Annotated in this window: 17 protein-coding genes and 1 tRNA gene (1 of these 18 cut by a window edge); 4 read left to right on the top strand and 14 right to left on the bottom strand. The window is 37.1% G+C overall.

Translation table 11 applies throughout. The features are described from left to right. Window positions 1–187: 187 nt before the first annotated feature. Complete coding sequence (locus CHB71_RS12125) at window positions 188–4432, top strand: beta strand repeat-containing protein (protein ID WP_089357190.1); 4245 nt, start codon at window positions 188–190, stop codon at window positions 4430–4432. Between the two features lie 52 nt (window positions 4433–4484). Here the strand turns inward: CHB71_RS12125 and CHB71_RS12120 are convergent, their stop codons facing one another. From CHB71_RS12120 to CHB71_RS12050, 14 genes are all read right to left on the bottom strand, one after another. Next, window positions 4485–5144: a hypothetical protein gene (locus CHB71_RS12120; protein ID WP_144017411.1), complete on the bottom strand. Its 660-nt coding sequence runs from the start codon at window positions 5142–5144 to the stop codon at window positions 4485–4487. A 5-nt stretch (window positions 5145–5149) separates the two neighbouring features. Next, the gene (locus CHB71_RS12115) at window positions 5150–5638 is read right to left on the bottom strand and encodes a hypothetical protein (RefSeq protein ID WP_089357188.1); all 489 of its coding nucleotides are present in this window, start codon (window positions 5636–5638) and stop codon (window positions 5150–5152) included. A 6-nt stretch (window positions 5639–5644) separates the two neighbouring features. Further along, window positions 5645–6184, bottom strand: a complete 540-nt coding sequence (locus tag CHB71_RS12110) for a hypothetical protein (RefSeq protein ID WP_089357187.1) — start codon at window positions 6182–6184, stop codon at window positions 5645–5647. A gap of 2 nt (window positions 6185–6186) precedes the next feature. Continuing rightward, window positions 6187–7401, bottom strand: coding sequence for a hypothetical protein (locus tag CHB71_RS12105; protein ID WP_089357186.1), 1215 nt, complete (start codon window positions 7399–7401; stop codon window positions 6187–6189). Continuing rightward, window positions 7401–9305 (bottom strand): type II secretion system protein GspD, encoded by a 1905-nt coding sequence (locus CHB71_RS12100; protein WP_179213400.1) that lies wholly within the window; start codon window positions 9303–9305, stop codon window positions 7401–7403. Before CHB71_RS12100 ends, CHB71_RS12105 begins: the two co-directional genes overlap by 1 nt. A 10-nt stretch (window positions 9306–9315) precedes the next feature. Continuing rightward, window positions 9316–10710 carry a GspE/PulE family protein gene (locus CHB71_RS12095; protein ID WP_089357184.1) on the bottom strand — a complete coding sequence of 465 codons (1395 nt, stop codon included), beginning with the start codon at window positions 10708–10710 and terminating at the stop codon, window positions 9316–9318. 475 nt (window positions 10711–11185) lie between these two features. Continuing rightward, entirely contained in the window at window positions 11186–11599 is a 414-nt protein-coding gene (locus tag CHB71_RS12085) for a type IV pilin protein (RefSeq protein ID WP_089357182.1), read from the bottom strand. Window positions 11600–11609: 10 nt separating this feature from the next. Beyond that, a complete protein-coding gene (locus tag CHB71_RS12080) occupies window positions 11610–12752 on the bottom strand; it encodes a type II secretion system F family protein (protein ID WP_089357181.1) in 1143 nt (380 codons plus the stop codon). Then, window positions 12749–13234 carry a hypothetical protein gene (locus tag CHB71_RS12075; protein WP_089357180.1) on the bottom strand — a complete coding sequence of 162 codons (486 nt, stop codon included), beginning with the start codon at window positions 13232–13234 and terminating at the stop codon, window positions 12749–12751. The genes CHB71_RS12080 and CHB71_RS12075 overlap by 4 nt, the downstream gene beginning before the upstream one ends. Beyond that, entirely contained in the window at window positions 13221–13550 is a 330-nt protein-coding gene (locus tag CHB71_RS12070; RefSeq protein WP_089357179.1) for a hypothetical protein, read from the bottom strand. Before CHB71_RS12070 ends, CHB71_RS12075 begins: the two co-directional genes overlap by 14 nt. Beyond that, on the bottom strand, window positions 13538–14749 hold the full coding sequence (locus CHB71_RS12065) for a hypothetical protein (RefSeq protein WP_089357178.1): 1212 nt from the start codon (window positions 14747–14749) through the stop codon (window positions 13538–13540). Before CHB71_RS12065 ends, CHB71_RS12070 begins: the two co-directional genes overlap by 13 nt. An 11-nt stretch (window positions 14750–14760) precedes the next feature. Continuing rightward, window positions 14761–15429: a toxin-antitoxin system YwqK family antitoxin gene (locus CHB71_RS12060; protein WP_089357177.1), complete on the bottom strand. Its 669-nt coding sequence runs from the start codon at window positions 15427–15429 to the stop codon at window positions 14761–14763. A 43-nt stretch (window positions 15430–15472) separates the two neighbouring features. Continuing rightward, window positions 15473–16789: a trigger factor gene (locus CHB71_RS12055; protein ID WP_179213399.1), complete on the bottom strand. Its 1317-nt coding sequence runs from the start codon at window positions 16787–16789 to the stop codon at window positions 15473–15475. 83 nt (window positions 16790–16872) lie between these two features. Beyond that, window positions 16873–16954, bottom strand: a tRNA-Leu gene (locus tag CHB71_RS12050). Between the two features lie 97 nt (window positions 16955–17051). Here CHB71_RS12050 and CHB71_RS12045 point away from each other — a divergent pair. The 3 genes in view from CHB71_RS12045 to CHB71_RS12035 are tightly spaced (at most 45 nt apart) and all read left to right on the top strand, a layout consistent with a single transcriptional unit that may run on beyond the window. After that, the gene (locus tag CHB71_RS12045; protein WP_089357175.1) at window positions 17052–19253 is read left to right on the top strand and encodes a RelA/SpoT family protein; all 2202 of its coding nucleotides are present in this window, start codon (window positions 17052–17054) and stop codon (window positions 19251–19253) included. A 45-nt stretch (window positions 19254–19298) separates the two neighbouring features. Continuing rightward, the gene (locus tag CHB71_RS12040; protein ID WP_245811262.1) at window positions 19299–19745 is read left to right on the top strand and encodes a Fur family transcriptional regulator; all 447 of its coding nucleotides are present in this window, start codon (window positions 19299–19301) and stop codon (window positions 19743–19745) included. A gap of 15 nt (window positions 19746–19760) precedes the next feature. Next, window positions 19761–19797: the 5' portion of an STAS domain-containing protein gene (locus CHB71_RS12035; protein ID WP_089357173.1), read on the top strand. It continues 302 nt past the right edge of the window; only the first 37 of its 339 coding nucleotides appear in the window; the start codon lies at window positions 19761–19763; the stop codon falls past the right edge of the window.

Below are 19797 nucleotides of genomic sequence, written 5' to 3'. Positions count from 1 at the left end.
GAAGAGAAAATGAATTGTAGAAAAGAAATAGATGTAGTAGGAGGTTTAAGTCCAAAAGACTTAAACCATAAAATAGTAAGAAATAAAAACCTTTATAGCGCTAGTCTTTTCAACTAGTGTTCACATAAGAAAAAACTATAAGAACCAAAAATATTAGAAACCAAACCGAAGATATAAATACCAAATCATGAAGAAGCAAGTATTACTAATCACCATACTGGCGTGTTTCTCGCTGGTAGCCTTTTCCCAGGGTAATGGGAATGGAAACGGCAATGGGGGAGGAAATGGGAACGGTAACGGAAATAAACCATTTGGCTGGAGTACAGACGGCAGTTTTGTTTACACCGATCCGGATGTGTTTGTTGGTATTCGTACCAGTACACCAACCTTCCCATTTGATGTAAATGGCGGCATCAATGCTTCCAGCTACTATTTCAACGGGCTGCCCATTGGTGTCTGGCAACAGAATGGAGATAAAATCTCCTATAACAATGGCAATGTGGGTATTGGCACAGACAATCCAACGTCATTGTTCCACATCAATCAAACAAATGGCCAGGCGATCAAGCTAACTCGCGATGGAGTAGACGATTATAGAATATTCCTTTCTCAAAGAGGGTTAAGAATTCGAAATAACACAGATGATAGGAATGAGATGTCTTTTGATGGTGACGGAAATATAGGAATTGGCATTAACAACCCTTCCGCTCAACTTCATATAAACCAGTTTGGAAATAGGGCTATGCGAATATCACGTGATGGCCTGGATACTTATCAGCTTTTCTTAGGAGAAACTGGTGGTTTAAGATTTAGAAACGTCACAGATTCCCGTTTGGAATTGGCCTTTGATGGTGATGGTAATGTAGGTATTGGAAGGTCTGATGCACGGGAAAAGCTTGATGTAGAAGGAAACATCCGTTCCGAGGGTGTTATCACCAACAGCATGAATGTAAATGGGTTAAGCTATCCTGCTACAGATGGTATTGCAGGTCAGGTTATTGGAACCGACGGTGCTGGAAACCTGACATTCCAAAGTCTACAAGCTCAGGCAGGAGCCGGAAATGGATTAACACCTAATGGAGGCAATCTTGACCTTGGAGGCGAGCTTACCAGTGACGTGTTATTTACGGGTGCAGGTAATTTTGTTTTCCCTAATAGTTCGCTGCAAGGACTTGCTGATCCGGTGAATCCACAGGACGCCTCTACTAAGGGATATGTGGATAGCCAGGTGGCAGCTAATTCATTTAATTTGTCAAATGGAAATGGAACAACTGCCAATGGGTCCGGTGTGGATCTTGGTGGAAGGTTATCTTCCAATGTAGCTATTGACTTAGATGGTGCTCATTCATTTAGTATTATTGATAACGGAAGTACTGATTATCAATCCATATTAAACCTAGGTGGAACTGGAACAGAGGCAAGCTTATATCTCACGGATGCAGGATTTCAGCCGGCGTTAGGATTGCAGGTAACAGGCGATGCAAGCAGTAATGCCGCGTTGAAGATTCTAGGTTCGGGAGGATCAAATCCAAAGTACATTGAAGCCTCAGCTTCTAATAATTATACATCGAATGATTCTGGTTTTAGGCTAAGAGGTTTTGGCGAAAGTGATGATACCGGGATTGGTGCAGATTATTCAGGCTTGGTTGGTACCTCTTTAATCACCAAAAAGTATGTAGATGACTTAGTGGATGGCAACTCAGGGGCTCTTAGCCAGGGACCTGCCAATAATCTGAATGTTTCCGATGGAGTCGGAGGGTTAACATCAACTCAAGTTGATGTTAATAACAACAACATTTTAGTTAATCCAGCAGGAGTTAGTGGATCACCTTCATCGTTTGAAGGAAACATAATATCAGGTGCTTCTTCAGGAATATCCTTGCCTACTGATAATATGCAAAACAACATTATCATGGGTAACAATCATGTTCTTCCGGAAGCAAATTTGAATAACTCATTGATTCATGGTAATAATATCACTATAAATCGAGGAGGTCACATCGTGGCATTTGGTTTCATACACGAAATAGGAATTCCAGGGGTATTCGGTTCCGGGTCATCATCTCTTACCTGGGGTAGTGACAACTCCAACGGTGCATTTGGTAGTTATGCAGGGGGTATTGGAGCAAGAACTATTTCGAATGGCCCACGAGGAGGTTCGTTTGCGCATGCCTTCTTCCCGGGATCAAATGACGCAACAAAACCTGCGAATGTTCCTTATGTAACTGCAGGTACACAGGCATTTAACGTTTCTGAAAATACAAGTGCCCAAATAGACGGTTATGGTGCCATGGCTGTTCGGTCGGCCATTTTAGGGGGACTTAATCATCATATCCCCACTGGAGCCAACAACTCTGCTATCATTGGTGGTAACACGGTGATTGCTAATACGGATCCAAACACCGTATACATTCCGAAATTGAAAATAGGTCAGGGTAATGATGCGTTAATTGCTCAGGGAACGTCTGCTGATAGTTTGTTGGTGATGAACTCGGAAGGAGCAGTTAATTATGTTCCTCAGTCGTCTATTTTAACTTCGATATCCGCTTCTGTTGGTGCTGCGGGTAATGTAAATGTATCAGATGGGTTAGGCGGTTTTGCTGCTTCAGACATGTCTTATGATATAGCGAATCGAAACTATAAAGGAGCTGGAGCTACTTTTAATCAGGTAAACGCCAATTCTGACAACAATTTTATTTATGGTACAGGTATCAATATCATTGATAATGCGACAGGACGTTTTGATCACAACTTCATCGTAGGAAATAATCACACCATCAACAGAGCTGCAGGCGGATCTGTCAGATGGGGAACCATGACCGGTGAAGAGCACTCGATCATTAATAACGATCCCAATGGAGATGACACGATAAATAATTTTTTAATTACAGGTGGGTATAAAAACTCGATCATCAAGAATCCTGGAGGATCATTTGGAATCTTTGGAGCTGCAATTGTTGGATCCTCATTTGCTACCATTCAAGGTAATGACCTTACTGATTCCAGGATTATAGCAGGTAACAGAGCGGTTAATAAAGCCTCACGATCTTTAGTAATGGGAACCAACGTGAGAAATGAAGGATTTGGCTCCATTGTGTATGGACGTGATGCGGGTACTGAATTGGATGGTAATTATACAACTCCTGTAGGGCCGGCGTATCACTCTGATGCTGATACTGTTGTATCAACCGGAAGGCACAATGTGGTTTTCACCGCTAATTCTACAGCTCAGACAGATGGCCATGGTATACATGCTGATTTTTCAACCGTCATCGGAGGTGTTGATCATAACATGCCAGAAGGAGCAGATTTTTCTGTGATTCTGGGTGGTGAAGCTATCAAAGCAGATGCAGAATCTCACACGGTGTATTTGCCAAAACTAAAACTTGGTCGAGGCAAGAATGGCGGACTTGATGAAGGAAATCCTTCAGATAGCCTATTAGTCATGAGTGCTGATGGATCAGTGAATTATCTTCCGCAATCCTCTTTATCGCCTGAGATGGGTATTCCATCAAAAATTCAATCAGCAGACAATGATGAGTTAGCGGGTGATATTGTACTGGAAACTAACTACGCCAACAATCCAGCTGGATGGATTTATTCCGGATATAGAAACGGAGAACGAACAGGCAGTACAGGACCAGAGCAATCAGATAGTGAAAAGGTTAGACTTATTTCGGGGGAAAGTTTTCGGGAAATTGATTTAGTTGGTCCTTTAAATGAAGAATATCTATATGTTTTTGACTGGATTTATACTTATAGAACGGCAACATTTAGCATCAGAGATAGATCAACTGAAGAAGTTTTGGGACAAATTTCTGTAGGTCCTGGAGGAACGGGAACTGATACGATAAGATTTGTTCCTTCAAATTCACAAATAAAAATATTTTTTGAATCCGACTTATCAGGTCTTCCTGATAATAATGGAGAGGGATTATATAGAGATTGGTTTGTTTTGTTAAACGAAGAAAATCAAAGAACCTTTTCTGTCTCTGCAAATAATGATGGCATTACTTTTCAAAAGACAAATACTGAAATTAACAATTTGATGGTAATCGACGAAGATGGCAAAGTGGGTATTGGGACATCTAACCCAGACGAACTCTTAACAGTAAACGGAGAAGTGCATGCAAGAGAGGTGAGAGTTGATCTGAATGTGCCTGGTCCGGATTATGTATTTGAACCTAGTTATAAGCTGCCTAGCCTGGAGGATTTAGAGAAATATATCAATAAGAATAAGCACTTACCATATATCCCGTCAGCTAAAAAGATGGAAGAGGAGGGGATAAGCGTTGGTGAAAATCAAATGGGACTTTTACGAACCGTGGAGGAATTGGTATTGCATCAAATAGAAATGCAAAAGCAGATGAATGAGCTAATGAAGCAAAACATAGAGCTTCAAAAGCAATTGGAAGAACTGAAGCAGGATTAGTATTAATCTATCTGTAGTTTAAAAAAGAGGATCCATTTATGGATCCTCTTTTTTAATTGGGATCAATTGTAAACGTATAAATTGGTGATTCAATCGTTTCGTTTCTTCCTTCTAGCAAGCCGATCACCTGCCATTGGTAGCTAGCATTCTGTTTAGGAAAGCTTCTTAGGATAAAAGAATTGGAAGTGACTGCATTTTTTTCAGGCAGTTCCAAAATCTTAAATACATACTCCTCAATATTAGCACTCGTATTCCAGTTAAATTGGAAAGTGGTGTCAGCTAATGTTTGCTGATTTTGTGGGAATAATAGATTAATAGACCCTTTTGCAGCACTTTTATTATTTATCGTCAAAGATCTGACTGAATAGGCTGTCTGATAGTTGCTATTCAGAGCACTCACACCCCATTGGTAGGTGCCAGAATCCAAATTGAGCGTGATTTTATTGTTTACGATCAATGTGTCGAAAATTAAAATATCTGGTGAGTCAAAGTTGCCTGTTACAATTTGAAAAGAGTAATCAAGAGCTTCCGGTAAATGATCCCAAAAGAACACAACCCTACTTGAATCTATAGTGATATTATCACCAGGCGCAATCAGGTTTACCTGTTTGTTGGAAATGTCAGGCTCTATAAATTCATCGCATGAAATACCCATCCAAACCAATGCCGGAATGATGAAGTAAAGTGTTTTTTTTGAAAGTTTAGATTTCATCAAGATCATCTTTTAAAATATTTTTTTTCTCCTTCGGACAGCAATCCAATTGAGTCTTTGGATATAAAAAAGACGTTGTAGTTTTCAATGTCTTCGTTTTTTTCAACATAATGGTAGTTTCCTTTTATCAACACCAATGCTTTTATATTATTTGTTTTTTGATTCTCAATCAGACCAAAATATTTTATTTGAGACCAATCAATTTTTGAGACTAATTTGTTTTTAGATTTCGAGGGTCTCTTTTTGTCTTCTTTTGTTTCACTGACCTTATTCGGGGTGTATTTTCTCTTCTGATAGGTAAAGAATGGATCCCTATAATTATAAGAAAGTGTGTAAGAGGTTGTGTCTCTCGTTACAGCTTCATAGTTCGTATCGTATTTTTTTGAAATAGTGAGTTCTGGTCCTGATAGCGAACTTATAACCCTGTACAAAATTAGTCCCCAAACAACTATCACGGCAGGTAGCAGAATGTAGATATTCTTTTTTCCCTTCACTGCCTTTCAGTTTAATAATTGACTTATCGATTGAACATACACTTCGCAGAAAAGTGTGTTTCTACGTGTATGTCGGTCCAGGATCATTTCGAATTTTAGATTCTTGAGCAACCCACCTTCTATTTGATCTTGCAGTTCATCGACCGTTTTCAGCATGTCAGTGTACGTGCCAGAGAGTCGTATTTTGTAATTTTTCTCCAGCCAGGCTTCATGTTGTACCTCATCAACTACAGAAAATGAAACCAGTCTGGAGCCATTTCTGGAAGTTATTTTAGCTGTTTTGTTGATCAGGTCATTTTGGAAAGACACCTGTGATCCAGGGTATATGAAGTCATTATAAAACTGAGACAATTCTTCAAGCTGCGAGATGTCTGTAATACTTCCAGCCTCACTTATGTTACGATTGAGGTTGTTATAAATGGTGTACCCAGCTATGCTTGGTTTGATGGCAATTTTAAACGCAACTATGCTGATTAAAAGAAGAATTAAGCTTAGGATGTAAAATCTATTACGATAACTTTTGATATATGACTTTAGCTTATGCATAATCAGATAATCTCAATTTCAAACTCAAACTCACCCTTATTCAGTAATACATCCCAGGAATATTTTGGACTGCTTATATTTTGTATCCAGCTCAGTTTATTTAATTGATTTATCCATTCAGTTAAATTTTCGGGCTCATTGCATAAGCCTCTAACCTGGATTTTACCAGTGAGAAAAACGTATTCCTGATTATTCGTTAAACTCTTTTGATCAAGAGGGTAAATTTCTAGCTCTGTTAATTTTACTCCATCTACTATGCTGAGTCCCAATTGATCTGCATAATAGGTTATTGTACGTGCATAATTAGTTTCTGATAAGTTGAGCATTTTTTCCTTTTGACTAACTTCATTAGACAGTTTTTTAAACTCATTTCCTTCTGAAAGCTGGATACTGTGTCTTATGGTAAGCTCACTATTTGCTGACTGAAAGTAAGAAAAGATTGCAAAGTTTATAAGGAGTACCAGAAACAGACTTGTGGGTGCAAACAATATGATCTTTCTGTAGAGATTATAGAATCGGAACTCTTTCCGCTGTTCTTCTATTTCTACCCATTCAGCTGAGTTATTATTTTGGCTTGGAATAAAATGTTGTATCGCAGAGAAATATGGTAAAAGGATTTCAGGGTTCAGATTTTGCTCTCCAAAATTGATGGATTCATCAGAACTAACACCTGTATAATTAAATGATGTAAGCAAGCTGTTTTCTGCAACTAATTGGTAGCCGGAACCTGAAACACTGGTAATTTCAGGCTGAATTGTAAATAATATGTTGGTTGCAAATGGACCTAAAGTAACGTTTATTATGAACGAGTCAAACGAATCAAAGTGATCCATTACTTCTTTAAATACAGTTCTTCGGATAATTGATAAATACCCTTGATCTTTGGAAATAGGGTTATACTGAAAGTAAACACTATTCAAATCAATTTTTGGCAAGTTTGACTTGACTAATTCTTCGGGCGATGAGTCATTAGGATTCTCAACAAGCTTATGAATCACCCCATCTCCATCAATAGATAAGTAGATTGGCTGTCTTCTAAATTCCACAGCTTTAACATCTACATTCTGGTATGAATCAGTGATGTCCAGAAGGTTTTTGTGACTTTTTAATGTCACATAGTCGATGTTGCCAATATGACCATCTTTCAATCGGATAAATACGCCAAGTGACTCACGGTCCGAAAACCTGGTGGCAATTTGGTTTATCAACGAGCGCATTAAAAAACGATAGTGGGCTTGATAAATACCATTAACTTATCATTATCTGTTTCCTTTCCCTTGGCACTGAATAGCCAGCTAAGTACGGGTATCCTTGACAATAAAGGAACACCAGAGCTTGTCTCCGATTTTGTAATTTCTTCAAGACCACCTAAAACAATCATTTCCTCATTTCTAACACGAATCTTAGAAGTAAATCTTCTGGTGGCATTTCCGGGAGGAGCATTCTCAATCTCAGGTGGCACAAAGCTGGAGAACTCAGCATCAATAGAGAGCGTCACATGCTCATTTCCTGAAACAATAGGGTTAATTAATATTGAAAGGTTTGCCTCAACCTGTCTGTATTGCTCGGATACAGTCGTAACCGGATTAACACCGGGGTTTACATTCTGTGTTCGTTGAACAAAAAATACTGACTGGCCTATAGTTAAGGTCGCTTCATGACCGTTTAAGGTTGCCAATTGTGGTGTTGATCGGATATTGATGTTATTATTATCTTCAATTGCTTTAAGCTGAGCGTAAAACCGAGGTGTCACCTTACCCAGATTGACAGCTCCCAATGCTTCATTGATTGCATTGGTTCCTAGAGAAAGATCAACTCTTGGAAAAACAGAACCTGTGGTTTTAGTTGAATTTGAAGAATCTGACAGGAATGCCTGAAGTCCTGTTTGTAGGTTATAGCCTTTCCTCACATCCACCACAATCACTTCAATGAGAATATTGGGTACTAGTTCATCAATCTCTTTAATGAATAACTCAATCTCTTTTATTTGAGGTGCATTTCCTGAAAGAATAAGGGCATTAAGCTCTTTGAAAATAGAAATATTCACTCCTTCCTTTAGCTCCTGCGGGATGTATGCATCTATTTCATCTACAGATCGGTTGTTCAACTTAACAATCTTTGAAGTTCTAAGTCCTTCTAGGTTTCTTCTCCCAATCACAAAAACTCCACTTTCTTCTCTATAAGTGTGGTCTGAGGCATTAAATAAAAAGTCAAAGAATTCTAATAAGGGAATATCTCTTACATTAAGTGTTATAATACCCTCTGGTTCAGAAAACAGAATATATTCCTGATCTGACTCGTTTGAAATTTCACTAATTATTTCAATAATAGGTGTATTAACAGCATTGATGGTAACCATCTCATCAACTCCAACCCGTTGAATTTCAAGAGTAAAGTCACCACCCAATCGATCTGAAGTTCGGGCTACTCCTGTTTTTCTATCTCCTGACTTATTTGCGCCTGGCTTTTGAAACATATAAAAATCCTTGCCCGAAGATTCTATTTCTAGGTTGTTGGCAAATGCGATTTGTTCAAGAGCCTCTTCAGGCTCAATATTTTTTAAGAAACCACTGATCCTGACATTTTTAAGATCCGGGCTATATACAACATTCACAGAGGTTTTATTTGTAAACTGCCGTGTAAAATGTTTAAGACTGTCCTCAATCAAATTAATACTTACAAGAGACTCAGCCTCATTGAAAATAATATCAAGTTGTTTTTCACTGTATGGTTTTTTGGGTAATGCAGGCGGAATAAATTTTTTGAAGGAAATAATGTTATTAATGAATGTGATATCCAACTCATAGGTTTGACATAAAAAGTAGAATACATCCTTTACTATAGCATTGGAAAAGCGATTCGAAACAATAATGTTAATGTTTGGATCTACACTCAGATTTAATTCATGATTGGTTGCAATGATCCCAAGAAACTCTTGGATTGGAGCATTGAAAATATCGAATGTAACCGGATCATTTAGTTGAGTAATACTCGAATCACTTTTTTCATCCAGCTCTATTCTTATTTCTTCAAGTCTTTCTTGAAAGCTCTGCTGGCCGCTGGCTTTAATTGAACAAAATAACGATATAAGAGCAAGAAGAATAGGCTTTGTTGGACTCACGATCTGATGATTAGTTGAGAATTGGGTAAACTTCCTCGTATGAGGTTTCACCACTTTCGAAGAGATAATAGGCATTATTTGCTAAGGTTCCGATTCCTTTACTTTTAAGTAGGTTATTAATTTCTAGATCTCGGTTTTTAATCCTCAAAGATAACTCATCATCAATTGCAATTACCTCATAAATGGCGATTCTTCCGGAGTACCCTGTATGGAAGCAGTGGCTACAACCCTTGGGTAAATATTCATAGATAGGTGGATTTAGATTAGGATTCTTAATCGGCTGATTGAATTTGCGCTTCTCCTTACAATGAGTGCATAACTTTCTCAATAATCTTTGAGCAATAGTAGCATTCAAGGTGGTGGCTAATAAATATGGAGGTATCCCCATATCTATCAACCTGGAGACAATCCCCCATGCTGAATTTGTATGGATTGTTGAGAGCACCAGATGCCCGGTTAATGCAGCTCTGATCGCCATATTTGCAGTGTCCGGATCCCGAATCTCACCGACCATGATAATATCAGGGTCTTGTCGCAAAAATGTGCGGAGTGCTTTACTAAAATCCAGCCCTATATTTTCTCTAAGCTGTACCTGATTAATACCATCGAGGGTGTATTCGATTGGATCCTCTATGGTTATGATGTTTTTGTGTTCTTGATTTAATAGTCCAAGTGTGGCATAAAGAGTTGTGGTTTTACCGGATCCTGTAGGGCCGCTTATGAGCACTATTCCATGGGGTTTTTTAACACTTTCTAAATAAGAATTTAGATTTGTTGTGTTAAATCCAAGTTTATTAATGTCAAGATCTGATGCATCGCTTCCTAGTAATCTTAATACTATTTTTTCACCATGTAGTGTTGGTAAGGAGCTTACTCGAATGTCGAAACGATATTGATCTGTGTGATAAAGTACTCGACCATCTTGAGGCAATCTTTTTTCAGCAATATCAAGTTTTGCTAAAATTTTAATCTTGTTGATAATGGATGGGTAATCCTCAGCTGGAATCGTATAGCGGGTTACCAGCTGTCCATCAAGTCTAAATCTAACTCGACGGTTGTCTTCATATCTTTCAATATGAATATCACTGCAACTTAATTCCTTTGCATCTTCGATCAATTTCATCACAAAATTTTCTTCAGCCAAGACTGAAATGCTCTCTTTTTTTGATTTGAAATAGTACTTGTTAAGAGCCTTCTCAATTACTTCAGAGGGGTAGGGAGTTAGTCTCACCTCATTTCCGGAAATAAGTTGAAGCTCCTGTTTAGCTGCTTCTAAGTCTGCTTCTTTATTTATGGCATATTCCTCAATGCCATTATGAATTTCAATGGGAATTATCTGGTAATGCCATGCGATGGAAGGGTCGACAGCCTGAAGGTATTCTTTATTTACTTCTAATGTGTCCATTAACTGGCAGGGATGAATGTTTCGATAACAAAAACGGCAGAAAAAAATATGGACTGAAAGCCCGCTAAAGGTACGGTTGAGTTATTATAAAATCTAAATTGAATCAATAGATAATGACACAAAAATGAGAATATCAGGCTCAACACAAATAGCAGAATAAATTTTTCAAATTCAAATAAAGCTACTAAACTAAACCACATCAGGATATCTCCTTGTCCAATTAAACTTTTAAAAAGTTTCTTATTAGGAAACCTGACCCTACAGTAGAAAAAAAGTGCGGCAAAATTTATTAAAATAAATACGGTATTAAAAATCAGGTGCCAGTAATTGTTTAAAATGAATCCCCACTTGATTGTCAATGAAGCTCCTATTAAGACTAGAAATAAAAATAAGTCAACCTCTCTATTTCTTAAATCCTGATAAAAAATCAATAGGAAAGAAATAAAAACCAGGAGGTATAATATGAAACTTGAGATCAATCCGGTACGACCTCAATTAATTGGCCTTTTTCATCTATTTCCCAAACGTTGAATTGACCGTCTCCATCAAAGTCAACCACCGCAGTAGCACGAGCTTGAAAAGTTTGAGGACTGGCATTGATGATTTCAACAATGTAGTTTGCATTGCCCCCTTCTTGAGAGGTTACCAACGGTTCTTGTTCAAAACCTATTTGCTGGATATTATTAGAGTATCGTGAATACTCAAAAAAATGAGTTCGTTGTAATGTATGCAAGTGTTTTAGCGCTTGCTTAGCTTCAACACTTCTGGCACGTGTAATTAGTGGCATTAATTGCGGTAGTGCTATCAGTATTAGGATACCAACTATTACTAAAACAACCAATAGCTCGGATAATGTAAATGCTTTTACTTTCTTATTCTTCAGCCCCATTGCATCTCATTTAAAGCCCTAAATTCGTTGAAATTTGGAACATGGGCAAATACATTGTAATCAAAATAAACCCAACTACAACCCCAAGAAATATGATTAGCATTGGCTCCATAAAAGTGTTGAGCTGTGTAGTTCGATATTTCACTTCCTCAGAATATTGGTCACCTAGTTTTTGAAAAAATGAGTCAAGCTGTGTTACTTCCTCGCCAATCTTGATCATTGTGATCATTTTTTTATCAAAAAGGGAGTTTTTAGAGAGACTATTATGAAGACTTTCACCATTCATTAAATCATCCTTAACTACTGGCATTACTTCTTTTAATAATGAAAAGTTAATCATTGACTCCATAAGCTCTATCGCATTAGTTAATGAAACTTTGGAGCTTATCAATAGGGCCATAGAGTTGCAAAACTGGGCCATGTACAAACTCGAATACAGTTTACCAAAGAAGGGGAGTTTTATTATTAGCCTATCCTTAATAAGGACGAACTTTTCATTTTTTCTAATTGCAATTAGAATGGCTGTTAATAGCACTATTATAAATAATAGAATAAGCCAGTGAGATGAAAGAAAAGCAGAAAAATCAATTACTAGCTGAGTTACTGCAGGTAGCTCGCCTCCAAACCTTGTGAATACATCACTAAACATTGGAACCATGAAAAACATCATGAAACTCACTGCTCCCAAGGAAGTAATCAATATTAAAAGAGGATAGGAGAGTGCGGTTACAAGTTGCCTTTTTTGATCAAGCTTTCTCTTAAAATAAATACTTAAGTCATGGGTTACTTTTGGTAATTGTCCCGTTTCTTCACCAATTTTAATGCTAAAATACTCATAGGGCCCAAAACTATTCGTTTTTCTTAGTGCTTGAGCTAATGTGTTGCCCTTGATCATTTCTTGACTTATCAACTTGAATACATCTTTCTGCTTTTCTTTTTTAGTTTCATCTGCAATAAGGTCAATGCAACTTTTTAGGTCAATCCCAGCGACCAGCATACTATTTAATTCTGAATAAAACGCTTCTTTTATTTTATCAGTGATTGGCTTACTCAAGGAAATTTCCTTATTGAGAAGGTCTAATATGTTTTTCGATTGAGTCTTAGATTTTGGACTAACCTGTTTATTGATTCTATTTAAATCCAGCCCGCTCATAAAGATTTATGATAATCAACCAATGTATGTGCATCATATTCTTTCAATATAATCCATCTGTATTCATGGTTTAAGTAGTCAAATTTTAATTCTAGCCGATCGATTAACCCGCTTCCATTAACTGCTTCTCCTTTAAACTTATAGCCTCTGGAGTGTATATCGAGTTTAATCTCTTCTTTTAAAGAAGACTGAGTCCTAACAATTGAATTGCTGTTAATTGAATATGAAATTTCTTTTTCTTCAAAAAATAACATTAGTATACCTCCATTGATAATTGCTTTTTCAGACAAGTTGAAATCATAGCTTAGTTGATCGTGAAACCCAGAGAGATCATTAAGCATTGTTTGTTTTTGATCAAACAAAATAAACTGTCGATACACTGCTAGATAAGAATAGTACAGTGAAATAGAAATAATTGAGGTTATGATCATTACAATGAGCAATTCCCCAATTGTAAACGACAAAAGTTTATTCTTTCTCATACCAAATCTCATAGTACTCGTCTACAATCGTGGAATCCCGACTAGCCGTCAAATGAATTCTTTTTAAACCAGCATGATTATCATAATTTGAAATACTCCAATTAATTGAAAGGCCCTCGATATTCTTTGTTGGTATATTGCCATTCTTTAGAAGTTCAGCGCTGTACTTTAATTCATGCCATATCTTTAAATCAATTTCTTTACTTGATGAGGAGGTTATATGAATTATTGATATAAGTGTTGCTGAAAATACAATTGAAAGAATAATCATTGCAATAACAACTTCAATAATAGAGGAAGACTTTACTTTAACCATTTTATCACTGATGCTGGGCTATCATTACTAAAAAAATCAAAATTTTTGTAATAGCTATTCTGCGTTAAAGAATTTATCTCTGCATTATAAATAGTATTTTCCCTTATCTCACCAAATCGACTGAAAACAAATTTATTGGAAGTGACACAACCATATAATGAACCTTGAAAATCTAAATAGCCGTTAGTATAGATTGAGCCGTAAATATCCGTGTTTTGTATCCGCATTAAATTAAGATCTCCATCTTTAAAATTATGCATAAACAGACTCCCTTCTAAGTAGCCAGATTTTACATCGATATATCCTTTGTTATTTCCAATTACGGCCAAAGCAGATGGGTAATTTAGCTTTACACCTCTTCCAACAAGAATTGTATCTCTCGCTATCGCCTGAAACGATCCACTTACAAAATCTTGTAGCACAATTTTAGGAGCGATTAAAATGACATCTTCAAGTTTGGATGTAAGAAGGACTTCAATCTCACTTTCTGATTCGATAATAATTTTACCTTTAAAATTTTGAGTCAAAATGATTGGATCAATCGAATGAAGCTTTAAGGCAGAATTGTTTTTGAAACTGAACTCATTATTTTTTTGAATTTCTTTAATTGGAACAGTTTCTGAATCGAACTTCGTTAGATTCTCTAATAACGATTGATCAATTTGTGGTAAAGTTGGATTACTTCGAAATGTCTGACTCTCTTTAGGGAGAGTGCCTGTAAAGTATAGATCACCAATACTGCTTGTTGAAACCCTTCCACCCGGCACTTGAATGATGCCATCAATCTTAGATCTCCCTAATAAGGTCAAAGGTTCCCCATGATCTGCCAAAAACATAGTGCTTTCATCAAACTGATTAACCTTGTTAATGAATGCTTCTTTTTGTTCAAAAAACTTCCCCCGTTTGGCTGTTATTTGAACAACGTTTGTAAACCCCCAGGGTGAACTTTTTATGATGATGGAATCTTTGCCCCTTCCAAAAAGATCCAGTTCATTTATTTTGTTTTGAATTACCTCAGGCTTGGCCTTAACAAGTTCAAAACCTGAATTAAGGTTAATTAGCAAATCCTGCCGAATTCGTGCTAATTTAGACTCCCTATCAGAATAGATTTTTATTAATATAAAACCAGAAATTAAGAGGGAAAGAACAATTGAAATGCCAACGACAAAGGACAGTGCACCAGCTTTTACGCGCTTCATCACCAATGAATTTAGGACTTCCCCTTCTTTCCGTTTTGATCAGTCTCTTCCTTGTCCTCAGAGGTTTTTCCTGATCCTTTAAGAGATTTTGTGATTTTAAATAAAAAAAGAGATAAGCTGCTTCTATCTTTTTCTTTGAATTCCTTTTCTGTTACTTCTTGCCCTAGCCAAAAGAAACGAATAATACTTTTTGTTTTTCCTCTAAGGACTTTTCCGTGCAAAGTACCATTCTTATATGTTCCAGACATGATGTGTTGTCCATTTTGATCGTATTCTGAAAAATCTCCATTGAGAAGGCCATTTTCGAATTCCTCCAGCCTTCTAATCAAACCATTGTCATACCAATATTTCCACTCTCCATCTTTTAAACCGTCACTAAACTGTCCTTGCTCTAAAAGCTGGTTCTTAACAATAAGTTGGTATTTGCCATCAAGGAGTTTTCCTAGGTATTCTCCTTGTAGGTTGTGGATTTTGAAGTTTTTAAAACTTTGATAAAACTTTAATTGATCAACCTTGACTTCTTTGCTGGTGACACCAAATTCAATCAAGGTGTCAGCTTGGGTAATCGTAGCTTGAGTCCTCTGATTTCCCTGTGCAAAGAGCAATAAATGGCATATATAAGCTGCGGAGAAGATAACAATCCTCACACTTAGTTTTTCTTGCTTACTCTTTCCAATCATCTTAACCTCAATGTAATAGAAAAGTTGTAAACTTAGTTAACTGCTATAGTTTTCTGAATTCATCCAATGAAACAGTCTTTTCCTTCACTGTAACCTCACTTTTGATGTGGTCAAGTACCTTTTGAGATTGAACTTGGTTGAAAACTTTCATATAGTTTTCACCATTCTCACCTTGTAAGTAATTATTAGCGAAAGTATCCAGCTGGTCATCCATCTGGTTCCCAATGCCAGAACCCGCAAATTGTTTCTTGATCAATTCTTTTGCTTCGGCAATAACATCCTCGTGCTCAACCTTAATTTCCTGATTCTTTACAATCTGATTTCGAATTAGTGACCACTTTAATTCTTTAGCGTAAGAAGTGTATTCAAGTTCCATCAATTCAGGAGTGATGTTATCATTAGTCCTAATTAACCACTTCTTAAGGAATTCATCTGGAAGGTTGATTTTCGCTGACTCTGTAAGCTTTTCTCTCACCTGATGATCAAAAAATTGCTCAGACTCTCCCTTATAATTTTGAGACACAATCTCCTTAACACGATCCCTGAAGCCAGCTTCATCTTTAATAGTACCTTGACCAAAGGTCTTATCAAATAATTCTTGATTTACTGGAGCAAGTTTATGATGATTTACTGCTTTCAGAGTAAAAGTTAATTTTTTAAGCTTTTTAAACTCTTCATCATCAATCCTGAGTTGGCTTTTCAAGACATTATCATGTTTGAAACTCTTTTTTGGATCAATATCCACCTCAGTGCCGTTTTTGATACCCACAAGCTTCTTCAATGAAGCTTTTTCAACATCCCTTAGGTCAATGCTGATTTCCTGATCGATCTCGCCATCTTTTGATTTTATCTGACCGTAAAGGGTATCCTTTTCAGACGAAACTTCCGGATTTTCCATTTCTCCAAACTGACGCTGAAGATTTTCTATCGTTTCGTCAATCACTTTATCATCTACTTTAATAAAGTGCTTATCCAACTTCACCTTCTTATCCACTTTCACTTCGAATGGCTCAGCAAATCCAATTTCATATTCAAACAAAAACGATTCCTGATTTTCCCAGTCAAATTCCTCATCTTTTTGAACAGGCAAGGGCTCACCTAAAAACTGAGTGTCACTTTCTTTTAGGTAGGAGTTCAGCTTATCGGACACCAATTTGTTGATTTCTTCAACAATAAGCGCATTACCATACATTTTTCGGATCATTCCCTCAGGTACTTTTCCTTTTCGGAATCCTTTAATGTTTGCAGTCTTGCTGTACTCTTTGATTTTTTGATCAACACCTGGTTGAAAATCAGCTTTGTTTACGCTAATTTTAATAACACCTTGTGTTTTTTCTGTTTTGTCAAAAGTTATATCCAACTTACTATTGTTTGGTATTTATAAAATAAAAACCCTCTTACTCGTCCCGTTTATCGGGTACCGGAAAGAGGGTTGTTTTTCAGTGCGGATGGAGGGACTCGAACCCCCATGCCTCGCGGCGCTAGATCCTAAGTCTAGTGCGTCTACCAATTTCGCCACATCCGCAGATTTCATTGCTCGAACTTTTTCTTGCTCTGAAAATCGGATGGCAAAAGTAGGTAATATTTTTGATTCAACAAGGGTTTAATTTTGTAAAATTATTATGGTAGTAGAGGAAGATTTAGAATCAGAAAAAAAAGAGATTATACGACGATACAGGCGGCTACTGAGAAAAGCCAAGCCAGTGCTTAAGGACGGGGATGCAAAAATTATTAAAAAAGCATTTAACACCTCCTTGGAAGCACATAGTGGTATGCGTCGGAAATCAGGAGAACCGTATATATTCCATCCTTTGGAAGTGGCAGAGATATGTATATCTGAAATTGGACTTGGAACCACCTCCATTGTTGCAGCCCTTCTTCACGATGTTGTTGAGGATACAGACTATGAGCTAGAAGATATCGAAAGATTATTTGGAAAGAAAGTCGCTGTTATTATTGATGGACTTACCAAAATTGCTGGAGTATTTGATCATGGAAGCTCGCAGCAAGCAGAGAATTTCAGAAAGATGCTCCTTACATTATCTGACGATGTAAGGGTAATACTTATAAAGCTTGCAGATAGGCTTCATAATATGAGAACGCTCGAAAGCATGCCTAGAAATAAGCAGCTGAAAATCGCGAATGAAACCATTTACTTATATGCACCCCTTGCACATCGCCTTGGACTCTATGCATTTAAATCAGAGTTAGAAGACTTGTACCTCAAATACAGTGAGCCGGAAGTTTACGACGATATCGCAGGAAAGATTAACGAGACCAAAGATTCCCGAAACAAGTTTATCCGGAATTTCATTAGGCCCATAAAAGATAAACTCAATTCGTTAGAGGTCGAATACGAAATAAAAGGAAGACCAAAATCTATTCATTCCATTTGGAATAAGATGAAAAAGCAAGGAGTTCCTTTTGAGGAAGTGTATGACTTATTTGCAATTAGGATAATTCTTGATGTTCCGTATAGAGATGAAAAGGCATTGTGTTGGCAGGTTTATTCATTGGTGACTGATTATTATCAACCAAACCCAGACAGACTAAGAGATTGGATCAGTATTCCCAAAGCCAATGGATACGAGTCACTTCATACAACTGTAATGAGCGATACTGGCAAGTGGGTAGAAGTTCAGGTTAGGACAACAAGAATGGATGAAATTGCTGAGAAAGGATATGCAGCACATTGGAAATACAAAGACGGTAAAACCACAGACGAAACAGGCCTTGAAATGTGGATATCTAAGGTTAGGGAAATATTGGAGCAGAATGATGGCAATGCAATAGAATTCGTAGATGACTTTCGGTCAAACTTATATAGCGATGAAGTCTTTGTCTTTACCCCAAAAGGCGATCTAAGAACGCTCCCTCAAGGGGCAACTGCTCTGGACTTTGCGTTTGACATTCACACAGAGATAGGAGAGCACTGCCTAGGTGCGAAAGTGAACCAAAAGCTTGTACCACTCAATTTTGAATTAAAAAATGGAGATCAGGTTGAAATTTTAACCTCAAGCAAGCAAAAACCAAATGAAAGCTGGCTTCAATATGTGGTAAGCTCTAAGGCAAAGTCTAAAATAAAAGACGCACTCAAGGAGGAGAGAAAAGTATTTATTGATGAAGGACGCGAGATCGTTAAGAGAAAATTAAAACAGCTAAAGATTGTCTATAAGCAATCGGTACTCGAGAGTATATCAAATTACTTTAATGTAAAAAGTGTCTCTGATTTGCTTTACTTAATAGGCACAGGTAAGATTGATCACTCGCTTATTAAGTCCTTTGCAAAATCTGATAAGCAGGTTGTAGAGCAAAAGCCTGTTAAAGGAGCAAAGGAAGTTGAGGAAAAACTAAGCAGAGTACGCAAGACAGATAGTGACCTGCTATTATTGGGAGAAGATCTAGATATTATAGATTACAAATTCGCAAAATGTTGCAATCCAATCGCAGGGGATGACGTGTTTGGTTTTGTGACAGTTAGCGAGGGTATTAAAATACATAGAACTACATGCCCTAACGCAGCAGAGCTTTTATCCAATTACGGTTATAGAATAATTAAAGCAAAATGGGCGTCATCTAGAAAACATTCATTTGAAGCAACACTATCTATAATAGGCACAGATCGAATGGGTCTTGTTAGTGACGTATCAAATATTATTTCAGAAGAACTCAAAGTGAACATGCGTTCGCTCTCTATCAATACAGAGGGAGGAATTTTCGAAGGAATAATCAGGCTTTATGTTGAGGACACATCACACTTAGATATTTTAGCAAAGAAACTTGAAAAAGTGAATGGTGTTGTAAAGGTTAGCAGGTCTAATTGATCGATCCGCTTAAATTATATTTGCGATATGCAGGGACATAACATAATGGAAGAGGTAAAGAAAATTTTTCAGGCACACCTTGAGAATAAAAACTTACGAAAAACACCCGAAAGATTCGCAATCTTAGAAGAAATCTACATTAAAGAAGGACATTTCGATGTAGAGTCCCTATATGTAAGCATGAAGGATAAAAACTATAGAGTTAGTAGAGCCACAGTTTATAATACGTTGGATCTTCTTGTGGATTGTGATTTAGTAACAAAGCATCAATTCGGTAAGAACTTAGCGCAATTTGAGAAAGCTTACGGTTTTAGGCAGCATGACCATCTTATATGTACCGAATGTAATAAAGTACATGAGTTCTGTGACCCGCGCATTCAAAACATTCAAACTACCGTTGGTCAACTATTACAGTTCAAGGTTATGCACCACTCGTTAATACTTTATGGTAGTTGTGAGAAAGAAAATTGCGAAAATAAAATGGCATCATAATTATAAAAGTGCAGAATGAAGTACACACAAGAAATAAACAATGGTATTCTTC

Origin of the sequence: Ekhidna lutea, assembly GCF_900188325.1 — a bacterium.
In the GTDB taxonomy this organism is placed as follows: domain Bacteria; phylum Bacteroidota; class Bacteroidia; order Cytophagales; family Cyclobacteriaceae; genus Ekhidna; species Ekhidna lutea.
The sequence above is the reverse complement of the archived record's forward strand: the minus strand, read 5'-3'. Positions and strand labels throughout refer to the sequence as shown.